This window comes from Streptomyces sp. CA-106110 (genome assembly GCF_050936285.1).
Classification (GTDB): Bacteria; Actinomycetota; Actinomycetes; order Streptomycetales; family Streptomycetaceae; genus Streptomyces.
Map to the genome: position 1 here is coordinate 5,373,824 of NZ_JBNJNB010000001.1, position 17,991 is coordinate 5,391,814.

The following is a 17,991-nucleotide window of genomic DNA, read 5'->3' on the forward strand; positions in this document are numbered from 1 at the left end:
CAGGTGAGACAAGTCGGTGTTTTTCGGATCTACTCGAACGTCATCGACGGGGAATGAAAAGACCCCCTCCGGCCTGCGTCTCCGCAGATCAGAGGGGGTTTTCTCTAGAGTGGCGGCGCCAGGATTCGAACCTGGGAAGGCTGAGCCGGCAGATTTACAGACTCCGGTGAACGATCAGGCACACCGGAGCGTCTGCGCAGGTCAACCGCCCTGGTCACCGAACTCGGGAGCATCGCCCTTCTCTTCGTGCAACGTTCGTGCCACGTCGCCCGCCTCCTTGGCCTTCCTGGCACGAGCCCGCTTGGCCCTCTCGTGATCGGCGTTGAGTTCCTTCGCGATCTCCGCATCCTGGCCATCCCGAGACCGCGCGTAGTGCCGAGTCGTGACGCTCGCGTTCGAGTGGCCGAGCCGCTTGGCCGCCGCCATCACGCCGTGCCGATCCGCTACCTGGGAGGCGTGCGTCGCTCGGAGATCCTGCGGGGTGACGTCCTTCAGGCCGGCGCGGTTCACGGCCTTGTCGAAGTGCGTCCGACGCCATGAGTTGTACCGGAGCGGTCGCCCCGTGCGACCGAGGAACAGCAGCGACTCCGGGGCATCGGGCACCCGTGCCGTCAGGTGGTCCTGAAGTTCCCGAACCAGGTACGCGGGCAGCGTCAACGGCCGCTTCTGGTGCGACTTGGGGGTGTCGAAGAACAGTTGCCCGGCGTCCTCTGCCAATGCCTCATCCACCCAGATCAGGCCGTTCACCAGGTCCACATCCTTCCGCCGCAGGGCGAACGCCTCACCGATCCGCAGCCCGGCGTACGCGAGGAGCTTGACCAGGAGGTCATGCGGCCGGTTCAAGTTCGAGATCAGGCGTTCGACCTCACGTGTGCTCAGGATGTGCGGTTCGGTCTCGGGCAGCCGCGGAAGCTTGATCCCCCGGCATGGCGTGACCGCGATCAGGTCGTTGTCGACCGCGGACGCGAAGATCTGAGACAGCACCCGGTAGGCGGTACGAGTGCGCGAGGCGCTCAGGCCCACCTTCTGGAGTCCGGCCAGCCACTCTTTGACGTGGATCGGGCGCACCGCCGACAGTTCGTAGCCACCGACCCGCGGATTGATCCACAGCCGGATCAGTCCGGCGTAGAGCGTCGCCGTCCGTCGCTTCAGGTGCGGAGAAGCCGAGTCGAACCACCGCTTGCCCCACTCGGCAACGGTGATCTTCCCCGCGCTCGGGTCGAGGAACGTGCCCTTGATGATCTCCGCCTCAGTGGTGGTGAGCCACAGGTCAGCGTCAGTCTTGGTCGTGAAGGTGTATGGCGCGGGCCGCAGTAGGCCAGTCGCCGGATCACGGTACCGAGCCTGCCAACGCCCGGACGTGAGTTGCCGGACTGCGCCAAAGCGCCGGCGCCGCCCCCGGTTGCTGGGCATCAGATCACCGCCCTGAGCCGACGGACCACGCGATGCACCGTGTTGGCGGTGATGTACTCGGCTACCGCGCTCTCTGGGATGCGGACGTGTCGACCGACCTTCACGAAGGTGATCCGGCGTTCCTCGATCAGGCGCCTGGGGAAGCGGACGCCCGTGCCAAGGGCTTCGGCGACCTCTTGCACGGTGAGCAGTCGATCCATGGTCACCACTCCCCCTCGGTCTCACGGTCGGCCAGGTCTGCGAGCGCTTCGCGTGCGGTCTCTCGGTTCAGTCGGATCTCCTTCGCGATGGTTGCGGCGAGCCAGGACTCGCCGGGGGTGTGGCCCTGTCCGGCGTAGGTCCAGTGGGCGAGCACGAGCGTGGAGCCCTCCGAGTCGTCGAGGTCCTCGGAGAGCCCGCGCTCGCGGCGTTCCTGCCGGGCCCGGTAGTCGGCCCGCACCTGGCGCAGCGCGCTCAGGGTGGTCGAGTAACGGCGGGACTTGGTGGAGAAGTGCCCGCGGAAGCCGAGCATGTGGGCCCAGCGCGCGAGCATTCGCTCCGGGTAGGCGTCGTCCAGGTCCCAGCACGCTTCGATCAGCCGCCGCGTGTGGGCGGGCAACGCCAACCTGTCCAGCTCGGACAGCTCCCCGATCCGGTGGTCCACGGTCCCGGTCGTCTCGGCCGCTTTCGTCGCGTACTTGGCGACGTAGGAGGCGACCGCCTGTTCGGTCAGCTCCTCCTCGCCCAGGGCGCCGATCGGCTGCACGTCGACCTGGTCACCCCAGCGCAGCACGCGGGCGGGGAACTCCCCGGCAGCCGGTACCTGCACGGAGACCCGCCCAGCAGCCGCCCGGATCGCGTCGTCCAGGAGAGCAACGGTGGCCCACGCCGGCGAAGCCGAGTCGGGCCCGTCCGGGCCGTCCAGGCGCACCACCGCGTGGAAGTGCACGGCGCCCCGCTTCTGGAACTCGGCGACCTTGCCGAAGGAGACCCGGCACACCTCCTTCAGCGCCGACTGGGTCAGGCCCGCACGAGCGGCGATCTCCCGGCGCAGGTAGATGGTGAACCGGCGCCACAGGTCCCCGGCAAAGTTGTTGAACAGCACCGCGCCCGCGTAGTCGTACCGGCCCGGATAGAGCGCCGTCCCCAAGGCGGGGTCGTCGTCGGTGTGGGAGGTGCCGCAGCGGCAGCGCCCGGAGTCCGGCCGGTTGTGCACGGGCCCGAACGACGGGGCCGTCAGGGTGGCGAAGACCCGCGGGTGATCCCCGACCACGGTCGAGACGCCCTTGTTCAGGTCACCCGTGATCCCGGCCCGGATCAGGTGGTACGTGTCCCCCGCGTAGGTCCAGGCGCAGGACGGGCAGCGGGAGGCCCGCCGGTTGCCGCACGCCACCCGCAGCATGCCGCCCGGCTCGGTCTCGGTGCTGTAGGAGTAGAGGACGTCACCGGTCGCACGGTCGCGGGTCACGGTCTGGCCCGCGAGGCGGATCGGGTGGGAGCACCCACCGGTACGGCGAACCTGGTCCTGCCAGCGGTCGAAGCCCGGCGCATTCGCCACCCGAAGCAGGTCCGCAAGGGTCAGAGGGTCGGTGCCCAAAGAGGCCGCAGCACCGGCCACGGCCTCAGGGGCGACGGGGAACACCGTCACGCAGCCACCCCCGCGGACTCGACCCTAGGCCGCGACTCGGGACCGGTCAGGCCGCCGAACGTGGGGTCGCCGGGGCAGATCAGGTCACCGTCGTGGGTGAGGACCATCAGCCCGTCGACCAGGACACGGGTCCACAACGGGAAGCGGTCCGAGCCACAGCCGGGGCAGGCCGGACGAGCCAGGCCCCGCTTCGGGGCGGAGACGACGCGGGCGCGCAGCGCGGCGACGTACGCGGCAAGCCGTTCCTTGGCGCGGTCGCTGATCTGGTTGGGAGTGATCTGACCGACCCCGTATTCGTTCAGACCCGAGCCCTCGCAGTAGCCGCAGAAGATCTGCATCGGGTCAACGTCTTCGCCCGCCCAGCCGGAGCCGTCGCACTTGACGCAGTCGGCCCAGGGGCGCGAGGTGAGGAGGTACAAGCACTCGGCCGGGTCGGCGCACCGAGCGTCCATGCAGGCCGGGCAAGCCCGTAAGCGGGTAACCGTCACGACGAGAGGAGAAGCAGGCATGATGGGTGTGCCCTTCGAGGGTCAGGGAGCGGCTGTCTGCTTGGCGGTGGAAGCCGCTCCTTGCTGTGTTTGACCAGGACTTTCGCCGATCAGCGCCCTGTCTGAGGCGCCGTTCACCAGTCGACGTATGCGATCGGCGGGTATATGCCTAAGGTGCCCTAGGGCACCTTAGGGTGTCAAGGGGTACAGTAGGCAAGTACCAACGGAGACAAGGGAGCTGACGTAATGTCGGATCAGGCCGACAATCGAGCACCGTACGAGCAGATTGCCGCCCACTACGCGGACCTGATCGCTTCCGGCGAGCTGGGACCGGGCACGCTCTTGCCGAGCATCAAGAGCCTGGCGAAGGACTGGAAGGTCAGCGCCGCGACCGCTGAGAAGGCGATTCGGAAGCTGCGCGGCGAGGGGCTTGTCAGGGGTATCCACGGCATCGGCACGGAGGTTCTCGACCGGCCATCCCCTATGTCCTCCGGGTCTCAGCGCTTGGACCGAGGACGCCGGACAGGGTCGAGCTGGGGATCAGGTGAGAGGTCTGACTCACACCACGCCGCAGTAGTGCCGGCGCCCGCGGACGTGGCAGAAGCCTTGGACATCGCGCCAGCTTCCAAGGTGATCCGGCGACGTCGTGTGTACCGCGACCGGCACGGCATCGTCGCGCACTCCACCTCGTGGATTCCCGCGCGATACGGGCAGCTGATTCCGCAACTCGCCAAGAGCGAGCGCCTGACTGGGGGAACGTCGCTTCAGCTCATCGCTCAGGCCACCGGCCGACCGATCGCTCGCCGAGTCGACACCGCATCGGCTCGCCTGCTGACGCCGGAGGACGCCAAGCTCCTGGAGCTTGACCCGGCGAGACCGCTGACCGACCCCGTGGTCGTGATGACTGCGAAGTTCGTCGACAGCGAGGGCGAAGCCGTTGAGTACGGGGTCGACCTTGGAAGCCCAGGCCGCACGTGGCGGACGGAATCGGAAGTCGCCCAGTGACGGCCACCGACAACAGCCGCCGACCGTTCTGTGTCTTGATGGCAGGGCTCCCCGGCTCGGGCAAGACCACGCTTTCGCGTGCGCTCACCGCCCGAGGCTTCATACGGCTTTGCCCGGACGAGGAGATGTACCGACGACACGGTGTCTACGGGGTCGACTTCCCACGAGGAACGTTCCCGACCCTCGAACGACCTGTACTCGAAGAGATCTCGGTGGAACTTCAGCAGCAGCTCAGGGCCGGGCAAGACGTGGTGGTCGATCATGGCTTCTGGACGCCGAACGACCGCGCTCGATGGCGATCACTCGCGACCGAGGCAGGCGCCAGCGTAGTACTGGTGTACCTGGAGGCCAGCCACGATGAGCTGTGGTCGCGCGTGAGCAAGCGGAATGCCCGACATGAAGCCGACCCGAACTCGATCTACTTCGCCGAAAGCGACTTGCTGCGCTACCGCGCCCGGTTCGCGCCTCCTGAGTCCGGTGAGCCGCACATGATCTACAACGGCGACCCTGAACCCGTTCTGAAGGCCCTTGAAGCCGACTGACCTGCACGAGTCCCGCGGGGCCCGAACCCGAGCCCTGTTCAGTTACAGGTTTCTCTACCTCATCAAGTGCCCGCGCGAGCGCGGGCTGGCCCCTGGGGCCCGACCCCTCTGCGCCTTCGGCGCCGGGGTCGGCCCCTGGGGCCGCAGCGAGCTACGGCCCATGAGTAGAGACCTGGACACGGAGTGGCCCGGCCAGAGCATGCCTCCGGCGGGGGCGCTCAGGCTCCGAGATGGCGGGGGCGCCGTTCGCGAGTGCCAGCCGGGTGTGGCGTGCGCGGGGTGCTCCCATCCCGTCTGCCGTCGACCCAGGCAGAGCCGAGCAGTCGCGGCCCAGGGCGTCAAGGTCGTTCGTACAGTGGCGCGCTCCACCTTGACGCCCTGAACCACGCCCGCTCCACGGTGTGTGGGTCGACGGCAGACGGGATGGGAGCTGGGGTGAGTGGTGGGTCAGGGAGGTATGTACCGTCTCCGCAGACGATCACAGGGGAGGGATCAAGTGTCGAGTGATCTCCAGTTCAGTTGGAGTCTGACCGGATCTGGTTGGGCAACGTATCGAATCGCGGATGGTGAGTCGGAGCAGAAGTGCAGTCCGAGCTACTGCACGAATGCTCTTGCTGATCTACTCGTTGGCGTTGCAGGACTGTACGGACCTGACGCTACTCGGCGGTTCTCGTTCGACTTGGAGCCCCCAGAAGTGAGGTGGGTCCTCAACAGCCGCGGGACAGCCGTCGAGATGGGTATCTACCTGTTCCCTGACATGTTCAAGAGCTTCAATCTGCCGGACGACGAAGGCGAGCTCTTGTGGAGCTCAGTCCAGTCGCGCAGCACTATCGGTCACGTGGTCATGGAAGCCGCGCAAGACGTCCTTCGGCTGCACGGCGAGGACGGGTACCTGAAGAAGTGGGTGCAGCATCCCTTTCCCGTCGCCGAGCTACGAGAGCTCCGTCGCCTGCACCTGGAGCGGGACGCTTGCGATCTCCCGCACGAGTTGTCGCCCCCGGAGTAAGTCGTGTCCCTCGCGTGCCCGATCGGACGGGGAACCACGGGCAACAGCGGTGCGGAGCGGGCATCAGGCATGGCGAAGGCCCCCGACCGATCTTGCTGGTCAGGGGCCTTTCACCTGCGGTGGGTGTGGGATTTGAACCCACGGTGACTCGCGCCACGACGGTTTTCAAGATCAGTGCAGCCGTCGGCCCTCAGGCGAAGGGAGAGAGTCCAGCAGTCTCAAGGTGGTCAAGCAGGTCTTGAAGACATGCGTCCGGCGAGGGCTGGTCAGTACGAAAGAACGAATCCTCGCCCAAGGCTCCGCCAGAGACGATCACCATCCATCGTGTGCCCGGGGTGCGCTCGCCGTCAGCTTTGAAGACTGCGCAGCACCCCTGCTCGATCAGCCATTCCATGAGTTCCACGATGTCCATGCCCACCCCTCCCCTGCAGATCTTGCCAGCACCAAGCGTCAGTCACCGGTGGGGCCGTTCCTGGGCCGTGCGAGGGTGGCCAGGGGTGCACAACGATGACAACAGCTGACCGCTCCCCCGCAGCTCAGGGGAGTGAGTAGTGGTTGGCCCGCAGGTCAGAGACCTGGCCCTTCACTTCTTCGGCTACTGATCGCGCCCGGACGATGTGATCAAGGTCGCCGAGGCGGGCCGCAAGAGTGCCGGAACGTAGCACCGGACTCACAGCCACGCTGGGCCGCGCCACACGCGTGCCAGAACGAGGGGGAACCAGCGGGGAACAACGGGGAGAGGAAGCGATCGCACAAGAGATCGGCCCCTGACCAAACTTGCTGGTCAGGGGCCGATTCTCATTAGCGTGGCGGCGCCAGGATTCGAACCTGGGAAGGCTGAGCCGGCAGATTTACAGTCTGCTCCCTTTGGCCGCTCGGGCACACCGCCAAGGATTGCTGCTTCAGAGCCGTTTTTCGCGGTGGCCCCTGGCAACGACGTAAACGATACCTGATGCACAGGGGTGCTTCGCCACCCGATAGATCGGCGCTCTGAGGCGGGTGGGTGGCTAGGCTTAGCCGGATGCGGCCCGGATCGATGCCGGGCCAGGCGGCCGCGCTCCCGCACGCCTGCACGTACCCGATCCATCCCGATACAAGGAGCCACAGGACATGGCCGACTCCAGTTTCGACATCGTCTCGAAGGTCGAGCGGCAGGAGGTCGACAACGCCCTCAACCAGGCCGCCAAGGAGATCTCGCAGCGCTACGACTTCAAGAACGTCGGCGCCTCTATCTCCTGGTCCGGCGACAAGATCCTGATGCAGGCCAACTCCGAGGACCGGGTGAACGCCATCCTCGACGTCTTCCAGTCGAAGCTGGTCAAGCGCGGGGTCTCCCTGAAGTCCCTGGACGCCGGCGAACCGCAGCTTTCGGGCAAGGAATACAAGATCTTCGCGTCGATCGAGGAGGGCATCTCCCAGGACAACGCGAAGAAGGTGGCGAAGATCATCCGCGACGAGGGCCCGAAGGGCATCAAGGCGCAGGTGCAGGGCGAGGAGCTGCGCGTCAGCTCGAAGAGCCGCGATGACCTCCAGGCTGTGATCGCCCTCCTGAAGGGCAAGGACTTCGACTTCGCTCTGCAGTTCGTGAACTACAGGTAGGTCGTCCGTCGGCCAGTACGGACGGTACGAGATATGAGAAGGGTGGGCGCCCGGACGGGCGCCCACCCTTCTCTGCTGCCGACTGCGGCGTGGGGCGGTGCTCAGCGGCGTGAGTCACCGAACAGAAGACGGTAGATGATCAGCAGCACCAGCGAGCCGCCGATCGCGGCCGCCCAGGTGGCGCCGTCGTAGAACTGCTTGGTGATCGGGTGGTGCAGCCAGCGCGCGGAGATCCAGCCGCCGATGAAGGCACCCGCGACGCCGATGAGAGTGGTGCCGATGAAGCCGCCGGGGTCCTTGCCCGGCAGCAGGAACTTGGCGATGGCCCCTGCCAACAGCCCCAGAATGATCCAGCTGACAATGCCCATGCCCTGAACCCTGCCTTCCCGCGCTGCGCCTGTGCTGTGCTCCTGCTCCGGCCAGGCTGTGTTCATGCGTTGCGCTGCTCGTCCTGTTGCCGGTCTCGCTCGATCTTGCGTTCGCGCGGGCCCGTCGTCGGGGAGGACGCCTCGCCGAGTCCGCCGGTTGCAGGCATCAGTATGGTTCGCCCCATGACACAGTCCAGGGCACAGCAGCCCGGTGGCGTGGGGTTGCGCCGGACCCTCGGGGTCGGGGACGCCGTGGTCATCGGGCTCGGTTCGATGATCGGCGCCGGGATCTTCGCAGCCCTGGCTCCGGCAGCGGACGCGGCCGGGTCCGCACTACTGATCGGGCTGGCCGTGGCCGCTGTGGTCGCCTATTGCAACGCGACCTCCTCCGCCCGGCTGGCCGCCCTCTATCCCGCCTCGGGCGGCACCTACGTATACGGGCGCGAGCGGCTCGGTGCGTTCTGGGGGTATCTGGCCGGCTGGTCGTTCGTCGTCGGGAAAACCGCTTCCTGCGCGGCGATGGCACTCACCGTGGGTGCGTACGTCTGGCCTGGACAGGCGCACGCTGTGGCCGTGGCGGCCGTCGTCGCGCTGACCGCCGTGAACTACGGCGGCATGCAGAAGTCGGCCCTGCTGACGCGTGTGATCGTTGCGGTGGTCCTGCCGGTCCTCGCCTGCGTGGTCGTCGTGTGTCTCGGTTCCGGGGCTGCCGATGCCGCACGGCTGGATGTCGGCCGCTCCGGTGGCGCCGGTGGCTTGCTGCAGGCCGCCGGGCTGCTGTTCTTCGCGTTCGCCGGATACGCGCGAATCGCCACCCTCGGCGAGGAGGTGCGGGACCCTGCGCGCACCATCCCGCGAGCGATCCCGCTCGCCCTGGGCATCACCCTCGTGGTGTACGCGGCGGTGGCTGTCTCCGTCCTTTCCGTGCTCGGCGCGGATCGACTCGGGCATGCGGCGGCACCGCTGGCGGACGCTGTGCGGGCAGCTGGTGTACCCGCTCTCGCGCCCGTGGTGCAGGTGGGCGCCGCGGTGGCCGCGCTGGGCTCGCTGCTGGCGCTCATCCTGGGTGTCTCGCGGACGACACTGGCCATGGCGCGCGACCGGCACCTGCCTGGCGCGCTGGCGGCCGTGCATCCACGCTTCCAAGTGCCGCACTGGGCGGAGTTGGCCATCGGTGCCGTGGTGGCCGCGCTCGCCGCGACGGTGGACGTGCGGGGCGCGATCGGTTTCTCCTCCTTCGGGGTGCTGGTGTACTACGCCATCGCCAACGCCTCTGCCTGGACGATCGATTCGTCGCCGGCTTCGCGTATCGCACCCGCCGTCGGGCTGCTGGGGTGCCTCACACTGGCGTTCGCACTGCCCGGCGTATCGGTGGTCGTGGGCGCGGGCGTGGTGTGCCTGGGGGCGCTGGTGTACGGCGTACGACGCTGGGTGGCCGCGCGCTAGCCACCAGCCGGGGTTTCAGTGCACTGCCGCTGTCGCGCCGACGGTCGGCTGTGAAGCCCGCGACGCTATGGCCGTACGTATCGTCAAGTCGGGCCTCCGCGGCTGGTCCGTGCCGTCTGTGGACTTCTCGATGGGCGCGGGGAGCAAAAGCCAGTCCTGCGTGCGGGAGTCGCGGGCCCGTTTCGCCCCCCTGTCCGGCAACTGCTCGGTCTCGGTCATGGGTTCATGATGCAGGGCGCGGCGTGACGGTGGGGCGGCCTGTGGATAACCCCGGTCTCAGCCGTCCGGGGGAAGTGGCCTTGCCTCGCCGACCGGACAGCCCTCGGCCACCCGCCCAACGATGCCTCAGTGCCCCTGCCGAGGCAGTTCCGCCCTGGACCGGGCGGGCCATCGGCCCGCCGGTCAGCGCGGCGCGAAGGGCTCGTCCGTGCGCACGATCTCCCGGCCCAGGGGCAGCAGCGAGACCGGGATGAGCTTGAAGTTGGCGATGCCGAACGGGATGCCGATGATCGTGAGGCACAGAGCGATGCCTGTGGCGATGTGGGCGAGGGCAAGCCACCAGCCCGCCAGGATCAACCACAGCACGTTGCCGATGCAGGAGGGGGCTCCCGCGTCGCGGCGCTCAACCGTCGTATAGCCGAAGGGCCACAGCGCGTACACGCCGATACGGAAGGCCGCGATGCCGAACGGGATGCCGATGATGGTGATGCAGAGCAGCACGCCCGCCAGCAGGTATCCGAGGAACAGCCAGAAGCCGCTCAGTACGAGCCAGATGACGTTCAGGATTGTCCTCATCGGCGACGCCCTGCCATCTGCTCGAGCCGGGCGATGCGCTCCGCCATCGGCGGGTGTGTGGAGAACATCTTTGCGAGTCCCTGGCCCGGACGGAAGGGATTCGCGATCATCATGTGGCTCGCTGTCTCGATGCGCGGCTCGGGCGGCAGCGGAAGCTGCTTGGTGCCCACCTCCAGCTTGCGCAGGGCGCTGGCCAGGGCGAGGGGGTCGCCAGTCAGCTGGGCGCCGGAGGCGTCCGCCTCGTACTCCCTGGAGCGGCTGATGGCCAACTGGATGAGGGTCGCGGCGAGTGGACCCAGAATCATGATCAGCAGCAGTCCGAGAATGCCCGGGCCGTCGTCGTCGTCCGAACGGCCGACCGGGATCAGCCAGGCGAAGTTCACCAAAAACATGATCACCGAGGCGAGGGCGCCGGCGACCGACGAGATCAGGATGTCGCGGTTGTAGACATGGCTCAGCTCGTGCCCGATGACGCCGCGCAGTTCGCGCTCGTCGAGGAGACGGAGGATGCCGTCGGTGCAGCACACGGCTGCGTTGCGCGGGTTACGGCCGGTCGCGAAGGCGTTGGGGGCTTCCGTCGGCGAGATGTAGAGGCGGGGCATGGGCTGGCGGGCCTGGTTGGAGAGCTCGCGGACCATGCGGTACAGCGCGGGGGCCTCGAACTCGCTCACCGGGCGCGCGCGCATCGCGCGTAGAGCCAGCTTGTCGCTGTTCCAGTACGCGTAGGCGTTCGTGCCGATGGCGATGAGGAGCGCGACGATCAGGCCCGTACGGCCGAAGAAGCTGCCGATGACGATGATGATTGCGGACAGTCCCCCGAGGAGTACTGCCGTCCTGAGCCCGTTGTGCCGGCGGTGCACGGTACGCCCTCCAAGTGGTGCGGCAGGGGAACCCTTTTGTCTGCGGATGCTGTTGACTCCACTTCTCAGTGGACCCTCCTGCACTGGTCAACGCCAGGCGGACAGCTCAAGTTCCCTTGTGCGTGCAGCGGCACAGGTAGGCCGTCCGGGTGACGATTACGGCTCCTGCACGCGCGCGTACGTGACGACGTGCGGCACATGCGTGGTTTGCGTCCCTCGTCAGAAGAGGACCGTGGCCGAGAAACGCAGCACCAGCTCAGGGGCTCCCGAAAGGACGACGCCCGCGACGGCGGTCAGGCCGATGGCGGCCGAGAGCGGGGCCGGGACCCGGTGCTTCTCGGGCTCCCCCTCGGGGGCGCGGAAGAGCAGGGCCGTCCACTGGAGGTAGTAGAAGAGCGCGATCACCACGTTCACGGCCATGACCACGGCGAGCCAGCCCAGCCCCGCGTCGACAGCCGCGGAGAAGACGGTGACCTTCGCGAACAGGCCGATGATGCCTGGTGGGAGCCCGGCCAGGCAGAGCAGGAAGAAGGCCAGAAGCAGCGCGGTCAGGGGGTTCGACGCGTACAGGCCGCGGTAGTCGGTGAGGCGATTGAGCGTCCTTGTACGGCCCACGAGGGCGGCGACGGCGAACGCACCCAGGTTCACCACCGCGTACATCAGGGCGTAGGCCACGGTGGAGCCGATCGGCTTCTGGGCGTCCTTGGCGTAGGCGGCCGCTGCGATCGGCACCAGGATGTAGCCAGCCTGGCCGACGGAGGACCAGGCGAGCAGGCGTACGGCGCTGTACGCGCGCGTGGCCTGCTGCCGGAGGGCGCCGACGTTGCCGACGGTCATGGTGAGGGCCGCCAGGACGGCGAGTACCGGGCCCCAGACGTCGGAGTACGAGGGGAGGGCCACGACAGTGATGAGGATGATGCCGGAGAAGCCGACCGCCTTGCCGACGACCGACAGGTAGGCGGCGACCGGCAGGGGCGCACCCACGTAGGTGTCGGGCACCCAGAAGTGGAACGGCACGGCGGCCGTCTTGAAGGCGAAGCCGACCAGGGTCAGGACCACGCCCGTCTGGGCGAGCGTGTGCAGTTGACCGTCGACGTGCTGGATGCGCTCGGCCACCTGGGTGAGGTAGAGGGTGCCCGTTGCTGCGTACACGAAGCTGATGCCCATGAGGCTCACCGCGGTCGCGGTGACGGAGGACAGGAAGAACTTCAGGGCCGCTTCTGAGGACCTCTTGTCGCCGTACCGGATGCCGACCAGGGCGAACGCCGGCAGTGAGGCGACCTCCAGGGCGACGATGAGGGTCGCGAGGTCCCGTGAGGCGGGCAGCAGGGCGGCGCCGGCCGCCGAGGACAGCAGCAGGAACCAGAATTCCCCTTCGGGCAGCTGCCTCTTGGCGTCCTTCAGGGCGGTGACGGTCAGGAGAGCCGCGAGCAGGGCGCCGCCGAGCACAAGGAACTGGATGACGAGGGTGAAACGGTCCGCCGTGTAGCTGCACACATGAGGGTCGCCCGTCAGGCAGAAGGTGGCGCGGTCACCGTCCAGCAGAGGCAGCAGCATGAGCGCGGCGGCGGCGAGTCCGGCGACGGAGACCCAGCCGAGGAGTGCCTTCCGCTGCTCGCCCAGGAACAGGTCGGCGACGAGGACGACGAGCGCGACGACGGCCGCGATGGTCGGCGGGGCGATCGCCAGCCAGTCGACGGACTGGACGAGGGAGCTCATCGGGTGCCTCCTGCGAGGAGCTGCTGCACGGCCGGGTCCGTCAGGCCGAGAAGGGCCCTGGGCCACAGGCCCGCCACGACGGTGAGGGCGACGAGCGGTGTCCACGCCGCGAATTCGTAGGCGTGGACGTCGGCGAGCCTGGGGGCCCCCTCCGGTGCCGCGCCCATGCACACACGGCGTACCACGATGAGCATGTACGCGGCAGTGAGCAGCGTGCCGAACGCGGCGATCGCCATGAAGGTGAGGAAGGCAGGGCGGCTGAGGTCGGCGGCGGGCTTGAAAGCACCGAACATCGCCAGCATCTCGCCCCAGAACCCGGCCAGGCCGGGCAGGCCGAGCGAGGCGACGGCGCCGAAGGCCAGCAGCCCGCCGAGGCGGGGTGCCTTGCCGTAGAGGGCGGCGCCGGTCTCCTGGGCGAGGGTGTCGAGGTCGATGCTGCCGGTGCGGTCTTTCAGCGCGCCGACCAGGAAGAAGAGGAGGCCGGTGATGAGGCCGTGGGCGATGTTGGCGAACAGCGCGCCGTTCACCCCGGTCGGGGTGGTCGTGGCGATGCCGAGCAGCACGAACCCCATGTGCCCGACGGAGGAGTAGGCGATGAGCCGCTTGAGGTCGCCCTTCGCGCCCCGCTTGGCGAGAGCGAGGCAGGCCAGGGATCCGTAGATGATCCCGACGACGGCGAAGGCGGCGAGGTAGGGCGCGAAGGTGTGGAACCCCTGGGGTGCGATCGGCAGCAGGATGCGCACGAACCCGTACGTGCCCATCTTCAGCAGGACACCGGCCAGCAGGACCGAGCCGACGGTCGGGGCGGAGGTGTGGGCGTCGGGCAGCCAGCTGTGCAGCGGCCACATCGGCGCCTTCACGGCGAGTCCGATCCCGATCGCCAAAACGGCGATGACCTGCACGGATGCGGTGAGTGACCGCCCGTTGTCAGTGGCGAGTGCCACCATGTCGAACGTGCCCGCCTTGAGTCCGATCAGGAGCAGGCCGAGCAGCATCACGACGGAGCCGAGCAGCGTGAAGAGGATGAACCTCCAGGCGGCCCGGGTCCGTCCCTCGCCGCCCCAGCGGGCGATGAGGAAGTACATCGGGATGAGGACCATCTCGAACGCGAGGAAGAACAGCAGCAGGTCGAGGACGGCGAAGGTCGCGAGGGTGCCGGACTCGAGGACGAGCAGCAGGGCGACGAAGGCCTTCGGGGACGGGCCCGAAGGCCTCTTGAAGTAGGAGTACAGCGCGCAGAGGAAGGTCAGCAGCGCGGTCAGGACCAGAAGGGGGAGCGAGATGCCGTCGATGCCGAGGTGGATCCGTACGTCGAGTGCGGGGATCCAGCTGATGTCGGTCGTGGCCTGCATCTTCGACGGGTGGTCGCGGTCGAAGCCGAGCGCCAGGACGATCACCGCGATGAGGATGGCGCCGGTGACCGTCACGCCGTGCCTCAGCACAGCCTGTTCGGGCGACTTGCCCTTCAGCCCGGGCGGGGCCGGCAGAAGGGCGGCGAGCGCGCCGATGAGCGGCACGACGACGATGAATGCCAGAAGGAACTGCATCACGGACTCGCTGATATCGATCACGCCGGCTCACGCTCCCGTGGCGACTAGGAGGGCGGCCACCACCAGGACGACGGTGCCGGCGAGCAGCGCGCTCACATAGGTCTGCACATTGCCCGTCTGGGCGCGTCGTACGGCGGCCCCGAGCAGCCGGGGCAGTGCGCCGGCGCCGCGTACGTAGGTCTCGACGACCTCGCGGTCGAGGAACCGGACGAGGGCCGCTCCGGCCTGGACCGGACGGACGAAGAGCAGGTCGTACACGGCGTCCAGGTGGAAGCCGACGGCCGCGTGGCGGTGCAGCGGGCCGAGCAGTAGACGGCCGGGGTCGGCCGGGTCCGGTGCGTAGGCCACATCTCCGTAGGCGGGGGCATGGCTGGCGATGGCTTCGGCCTCCACCAGACCGGCGTCCGCCTCGGGGTGGGCCGCCACGGCGCCAAGCGGGACCCGCCCTGCGAGCGCGGTGGTGTGCCGCCAGGCGCTGTACGTCATGAGTCCGCCCACCAGAGCGAGTCCCGTGCCGAGGACGGAGGTGGTGAGTGTCGGCGTCAGGGAGCGGCCGTCGAACCAGTCGGGCAACAGCCTGTACACGAGCCCGAACGCCAGCGAGGGCACCGCGAGCACCCACAGCACGGCGTTCATGACGAGGGGCTGCCTGCCGTGGTCAGGAGCCTCGGCGCCGTGGCCGCGGAAGGCGAGCAGCCACAGGCGGGTCGCGTACGCGGCGGTCAGCAGGGCGGTGACTAGGCCGGTGACGAGGACGATCCAGCCGGCCGCGATGGGTGCGTGCTCGGTGTGGCCGGTGGCGACGTGCTCGGCCGCGCCGAGGACGGACTCCTTGGAGAAGAAGCCGGCGAACGGCGGGATCGCGGCGAGCGCGAGGAGCGCCACGGTCATCGTCCAGTAGGCGTCGGGGACGCGCAGGCGCAGGTCCTTCATACGGGACATGGCCGCGAGCGAGTTGGTGCCGGCTGCGTGGATGATCACGCCGGCGGCGAGGAACAGCAGCGCCTTGAAGGCGCCGTGGGCGAGGAGGTGGAAGACGGCGGCACCGCGGTCGCCGACGGCTAGGGCGCCGGTCATGTAGCCCAGCTGGCCGATCGTGGAGTACGCGAGGACGCGTTTGATGTCGTCCTGGGCGAGGGCGGCGAGCGCCGAGCCGGCCATGGTGACCGCGGCCATGACGGCGAGGACCAGCATCGCGGCCGAGGAGGCCTCGAAGACCGGGAGGAGACGGGCGATGAAGTAGACACCGGCGGCGACCATGGTCGCGGCGTGGATCAGCGCGGAGACGGGGGTCGGGCCCGCCATCGCGTCGGGGAGCCAGGTGTGCAGCGGGAACTGCGCCGACTTGCCGGCCACGCCGGCCAGCAGCAGCAGCGCGACCAGGGTCGGGTGATGCAGTCCACCGCCCGCGACGGTGCCGAGTACGCGTGTGATGCGGAAGGAGCCGGCGTCGGTGCCCAGCGCGAACAGACCGATCAGGAAGGGGATGTCGCCGAGCTTGGTGACTAGAAAGGCCTTGATGGAGGCGGCTCGGGCCTCCGGGGTCTCCCAGTAGTGGCCGACCAGGAAGTAGGAGCAGATGCCCATGATTTCCCAGCCCACCAGCAGCACGATCAGATCGCCCGAGTAGACGACCAGGAGCATCGCGGAGGTGAACAGGGAGACGAGAGCGGCGTAGGAGGGGTAGCGCGGGTCGTCCCGCAGGTAGCCCGTCGAGTAGATCTGCACGCACGAGGCGACGACGCCGACCAGGACGGCGACGAGGGCGGCGAATCCGTCGATGTTCAGGGCCAGCTCGATCGGGAGCGAGCCGGTGGGCGTGAGCTCGGTGGCGGACTCGATGGTCGCGCCGCCGCCCTGGTGCACGGCGACCAGCGCAGCCAGCGCCAGGGACGCGAGGCTGGGCAGGACGGCGATCGGGCGGACGAAGCCCGGGGCCGTGCGGCCGAGCAGCAGGCCTGCCGCGGCGCCCAGGAACGGAAGAAGGGGGACGAGGACGGCGAAGGTGGTCGTGGTCACGCGGTGGCCTCAGCCTTCTCAGCCGCGGGCGGTTCGCCTTCGGGGCCCTCGGCGGTGTCGCGGAGTCTGTCGATGTCCGAGGTGCCGCGGTTGCGGTAGACGGCGAGAACGATCGCCAGGCCGATGCCGATCTCGGCGGCGGCGATGGCGATGGTGAACAGGGTCAGGGCTTGGCCGGAGTGCAGCGTTTCGCGGGCGGTCCTGCTCAGCCAGACGTCGAAGGCGACCAGGTTGAGGTTGACGGCGTTGAGCATCAGCTCGACCGACATCAGGACCAGGATCGCGTTGCGTCGGGCGAGGACGCCGTACAGGCCCGTCGAGAAGAGGAGGGCGGAGAGAACGGCGGGATAGACGAGGTGCATCAGCGGACGCCCTCCTTCTCGCTCCGGCTGCCGGGGACGGTCGCGGTGCTCCCGGTGGCCGCCGCTGCCTTGTCCGCCTTCGACTTGCGGGACAGGACGATCGCGCCCACCAGGGCGGCGAGGAGGAGGACGGAGAGGGCCTCGAAGGGGAGGACCCAGTTCTGGAACAGGCTGGCGCCCGTGACCTTGGTGGAGCCGGAGGCGGCGCCGCCGAGGTCGATCCAGGTCGTACGGAAGGCGTCGACGACCACCCACACCAGGGCTGCCGCGGCGGCGACCGCCACGGTGAGGGCGGCCCAGCGGTTGCCGGAGTCGGCGTCCGGGGAGCGGCCGATGGGGGCCTTGGTGAGCATCAGACCGAACAGAAGGAGGACGACGACGGAGCCGACGTAGATGAGCACCTGCATCCACGCGATGAACTCGGCGGTGAGCAGGAGGTATTCGACGGCGAGACCGCCGAGGGTCACCACCAGCCACAGGGCGGCGTGCACCAGTTGCCTGGTGGTGACCGTGACGAGCGCGGCGCCGAAGGTGACCAGGCCGACGAGCAGGAAAGCGATCTCGACGCCGGTCGGGGAGAGGAAGCCGTGCGTCTGGGTGGCGGCCGTGGTCACCGCCGCGATGGCAAGGCTCACGACTCTCCTCCCTGCGGACCGGCAGGCTCAGTCGGCTCGGCCTGCTCGGCCTGTGCGGCGGCGAGCTTCTCGGCGGTCTTGCGGGCGGCGGCGATCTCCTTGGGTTCCTCGGCGCCGGGATCGAGGGCGGGCGGGGCGGGCACGGTCCACATCCACTCGCGGAGCTTGTCGCGCTCGTGGGTGAGGTCGCGGATGTCGGTCTCGGCGTATTCGAACTCCGGGGACCAGAACAGGGCGTCGAAGGGGCAGACCTCGATGCAGATACCGCAGTACATGCAGAGGGAGAAGTCGATGGCGAAGCGGTCGAGCACGTTGCGGCTGCGCTCACGGCCGCCGGGGGCCGCGGCCGGGATCGTCTCCTTGTGGGAGTCGATGTAGATGCACCAGTCCGGGCATTCCCGGGCGCAGAGCATGCAGACCGTGCAGTTCTCCTCGAACAGCCCGATGACACCGCGGCTGCGGGGCGGGAGGGCAGGTCGGGCGTCCGGGTACTGCTGGGTGACCGTCTTCTTCGTCATCGTGCGCAGGGTGACGGCCAGGCCCTTGGCGAGACCGGA

19 protein-coding genes and 1 tRNA gene are annotated in these 17,991 nt (G+C 68.5%); 5 read left to right on the forward strand and 15 right to left on the reverse strand.

Going from position 1 to position 17,991, the window contains the following annotated elements:
* Window positions 1–201: 201 nt before the first annotated feature.
* Genes ACQEXA_RS24710 through ACQEXA_RS24725 form a run of 4 tightly spaced genes read right to left on the reverse strand, consistent with a single transcriptional unit; the run spans window position 202 to window position 3,492 of the window.
* Window positions 202–1,413 carry a tyrosine-type recombinase/integrase gene (locus tag ACQEXA_RS24710; protein ID WP_433131036.1) on the reverse strand — a complete coding sequence of 404 codons (1,212 nt, stop codon included), beginning with the start codon at window positions 1,411–1,413 and terminating at the stop codon, window positions 202–204.
* Window positions 1,413–1,613, reverse strand: a complete 201-nt coding sequence (locus tag ACQEXA_RS24715; protein WP_433131038.1) for an excisionase family DNA-binding protein — start codon at window positions 1,611–1,613, stop codon at window positions 1,413–1,415. The genes ACQEXA_RS24710 and ACQEXA_RS24715 overlap by 1 nt, the downstream gene beginning before the upstream one ends.
* A 2-nt stretch (window positions 1,614–1,615) precedes the next feature.
* Window positions 1,616–3,040 (reverse strand): replication initiator protein RepSA, encoded by a 1,425-nt coding sequence (repSA, locus tag ACQEXA_RS24720; RefSeq protein WP_433131040.1) that lies wholly within the window; start codon window positions 3,038–3,040, stop codon window positions 1,616–1,618.
* Window positions 3,037–3,492 (reverse strand): hypothetical protein, encoded by a 456-nt coding sequence (locus tag ACQEXA_RS24725; RefSeq protein WP_433131042.1) that lies wholly within the window; start codon window positions 3,490–3,492, stop codon window positions 3,037–3,039. The genes repSA and ACQEXA_RS24725 overlap by 4 nt, the downstream gene beginning before the upstream one ends.
* Before the next feature lie 282 nt (window positions 3,493–3,774).
* Between ACQEXA_RS24725 and ACQEXA_RS24730 the strand changes: the two genes are divergently transcribed.
* The 3 genes from ACQEXA_RS24730 to ACQEXA_RS24740 all read left to right on the forward strand — a co-directional run bounded on the left by ACQEXA_RS24730 (window position 3,775) and on the right by ACQEXA_RS24740 (window position 6,081).
* Window positions 3,775–4,533, forward strand: coding sequence for a GntR family transcriptional regulator (locus tag ACQEXA_RS24730; RefSeq protein ID WP_433131044.1), 759 nt, complete (start codon window positions 3,775–3,777; stop codon window positions 4,531–4,533).
* Window positions 4,530–5,075, forward strand: coding sequence for an AAA family ATPase (locus ACQEXA_RS24735; RefSeq protein ID WP_433131046.1), 546 nt, complete (start codon window positions 4,530–4,532; stop codon window positions 5,073–5,075). The genes ACQEXA_RS24730 and ACQEXA_RS24735 overlap by 4 nt, the downstream gene beginning before the upstream one ends.
* A 733-nt stretch (window positions 5,076–5,808) precedes the next feature.
* On the forward strand, window positions 5,809–6,081 hold the full coding sequence (locus tag ACQEXA_RS24740; RefSeq protein ID WP_433131048.1) for a hypothetical protein: 273 nt from the start codon (window positions 5,809–5,811) through the stop codon (window positions 6,079–6,081).
* Between the two features lie 190 nt (window positions 6,082–6,271).
* On the opposite strand, the gene ACQEXA_RS24745 is transcribed toward ACQEXA_RS24740, so the two are convergent.
* Together ACQEXA_RS24745 and ACQEXA_RS24750 are read right to left on the reverse strand one after the other, a co-directional pair.
* Window positions 6,272–6,493 (reverse strand): hypothetical protein, encoded by a 222-nt coding sequence (locus tag ACQEXA_RS24745; protein ID WP_433131050.1) that lies wholly within the window; start codon window positions 6,491–6,493, stop codon window positions 6,272–6,274.
* Window positions 6,494–6,888: 395 nt separating this feature from the next.
* Window positions 6,889–6,970: transfer RNA gene (locus ACQEXA_RS24750), tRNA-Tyr, on the reverse strand.
* A 221-nt stretch (window positions 6,971–7,191) separates the two neighbouring features.
* On the opposite strand from ACQEXA_RS24750, the gene ACQEXA_RS24755 reads away from it, so the two are divergent.
* Window positions 7,192–7,680 (forward strand): YajQ family cyclic di-GMP-binding protein, encoded by a 489-nt coding sequence (locus tag ACQEXA_RS24755; RefSeq protein ID WP_359411109.1) that lies wholly within the window; start codon window positions 7,192–7,194, stop codon window positions 7,678–7,680.
* A gap of 101 nt (window positions 7,681–7,781) precedes the next feature.
* On the opposite strand, the gene ACQEXA_RS24760 is transcribed toward ACQEXA_RS24755, so the two are convergent.
* Window positions 7,782–8,048 carry a GlsB/YeaQ/YmgE family stress response membrane protein gene (locus tag ACQEXA_RS24760; protein ID WP_359411111.1) on the reverse strand — a complete coding sequence of 89 codons (267 nt, stop codon included), beginning with the start codon at window positions 8,046–8,048 and terminating at the stop codon, window positions 7,782–7,784.
* A gap of 183 nt (window positions 8,049–8,231) precedes the next feature.
* Here ACQEXA_RS24760 and ACQEXA_RS24765 point away from each other — a divergent pair, with 183 nt between their 5' ends.
* Window positions 8,232–9,494 carry an APC family permease gene (locus ACQEXA_RS24765; protein WP_433131052.1) on the forward strand — a complete coding sequence of 421 codons (1,263 nt, stop codon included), beginning with the start codon at window positions 8,232–8,234 and terminating at the stop codon, window positions 9,492–9,494.
* Window positions 9,495–9,896: 402 nt separating this feature from the next.
* Here ACQEXA_RS24765 and ACQEXA_RS24770 read toward each other — a convergent pair whose 3' ends face one another.
* From ACQEXA_RS24770 to ACQEXA_RS24805, 8 genes are all read right to left on the reverse strand, one after another.
* Entirely contained in the window at window positions 9,897–10,289 is a 393-nt protein-coding gene (locus ACQEXA_RS24770; RefSeq protein WP_433131054.1) for a YccF domain-containing protein, read from the reverse strand.
* Window positions 10,286–11,149 (reverse strand): zinc metalloprotease HtpX, encoded by an 864-nt coding sequence (gene htpX, locus ACQEXA_RS24775; RefSeq protein ID WP_359395303.1) that lies wholly within the window; start codon window positions 11,147–11,149, stop codon window positions 10,286–10,288. The genes ACQEXA_RS24770 and htpX overlap by 4 nt, the downstream gene beginning before the upstream one ends.
* A 219-nt stretch (window positions 11,150–11,368) precedes the next feature.
* On the reverse strand, window positions 11,369–12,868 hold the full coding sequence (locus ACQEXA_RS24780; RefSeq protein ID WP_432931244.1) for an NADH-quinone oxidoreductase subunit N: 1,500 nt from the start codon (window positions 12,866–12,868) through the stop codon (window positions 11,369–11,371).
* Window positions 12,865–14,439: an NADH-quinone oxidoreductase subunit M gene (locus tag ACQEXA_RS24785; protein ID WP_433131056.1), complete on the reverse strand. Its 1,575-nt coding sequence runs from the start codon at window positions 14,437–14,439 to the stop codon at window positions 12,865–12,867. The genes ACQEXA_RS24780 and ACQEXA_RS24785 overlap by 4 nt, the downstream gene beginning before the upstream one ends.
* 6 nt (window positions 14,440–14,445) lie before the next feature.
* A complete protein-coding gene (locus tag ACQEXA_RS24790; RefSeq protein ID WP_432931241.1) occupies window positions 14,446–16,437 on the reverse strand; it encodes an NADH-quinone oxidoreductase subunit 5 family protein in 1,992 nt (663 codons plus the stop codon).
* Window positions 16,434–16,799 carry an NADH-quinone oxidoreductase subunit NuoK gene (nuoK, locus tag ACQEXA_RS24795; protein ID WP_359395294.1) on the reverse strand — a complete coding sequence of 122 codons (366 nt, stop codon included), beginning with the start codon at window positions 16,797–16,799 and terminating at the stop codon, window positions 16,434–16,436. The genes ACQEXA_RS24790 and nuoK overlap by 4 nt, the downstream gene beginning before the upstream one ends.
* Window positions 16,799–17,434 carry an NADH-quinone oxidoreductase subunit J family protein gene (locus tag ACQEXA_RS24800; protein ID WP_432931239.1) on the reverse strand — a complete coding sequence of 212 codons (636 nt, stop codon included), beginning with the start codon at window positions 17,432–17,434 and terminating at the stop codon, window positions 16,799–16,801. The genes nuoK and ACQEXA_RS24800 overlap by 1 nt, the downstream gene beginning before the upstream one ends.
* Window positions 17,431–17,952: a 4Fe-4S binding protein gene (locus tag ACQEXA_RS24805; RefSeq protein ID WP_433134614.1), complete on the reverse strand. Its 522-nt coding sequence runs from the start codon at window positions 17,950–17,952 to the stop codon at window positions 17,431–17,433. The genes ACQEXA_RS24800 and ACQEXA_RS24805 overlap by 4 nt, the downstream gene beginning before the upstream one ends.
* Between the last annotated feature and the right edge of the window lie 39 nt (window positions 17,953–17,991).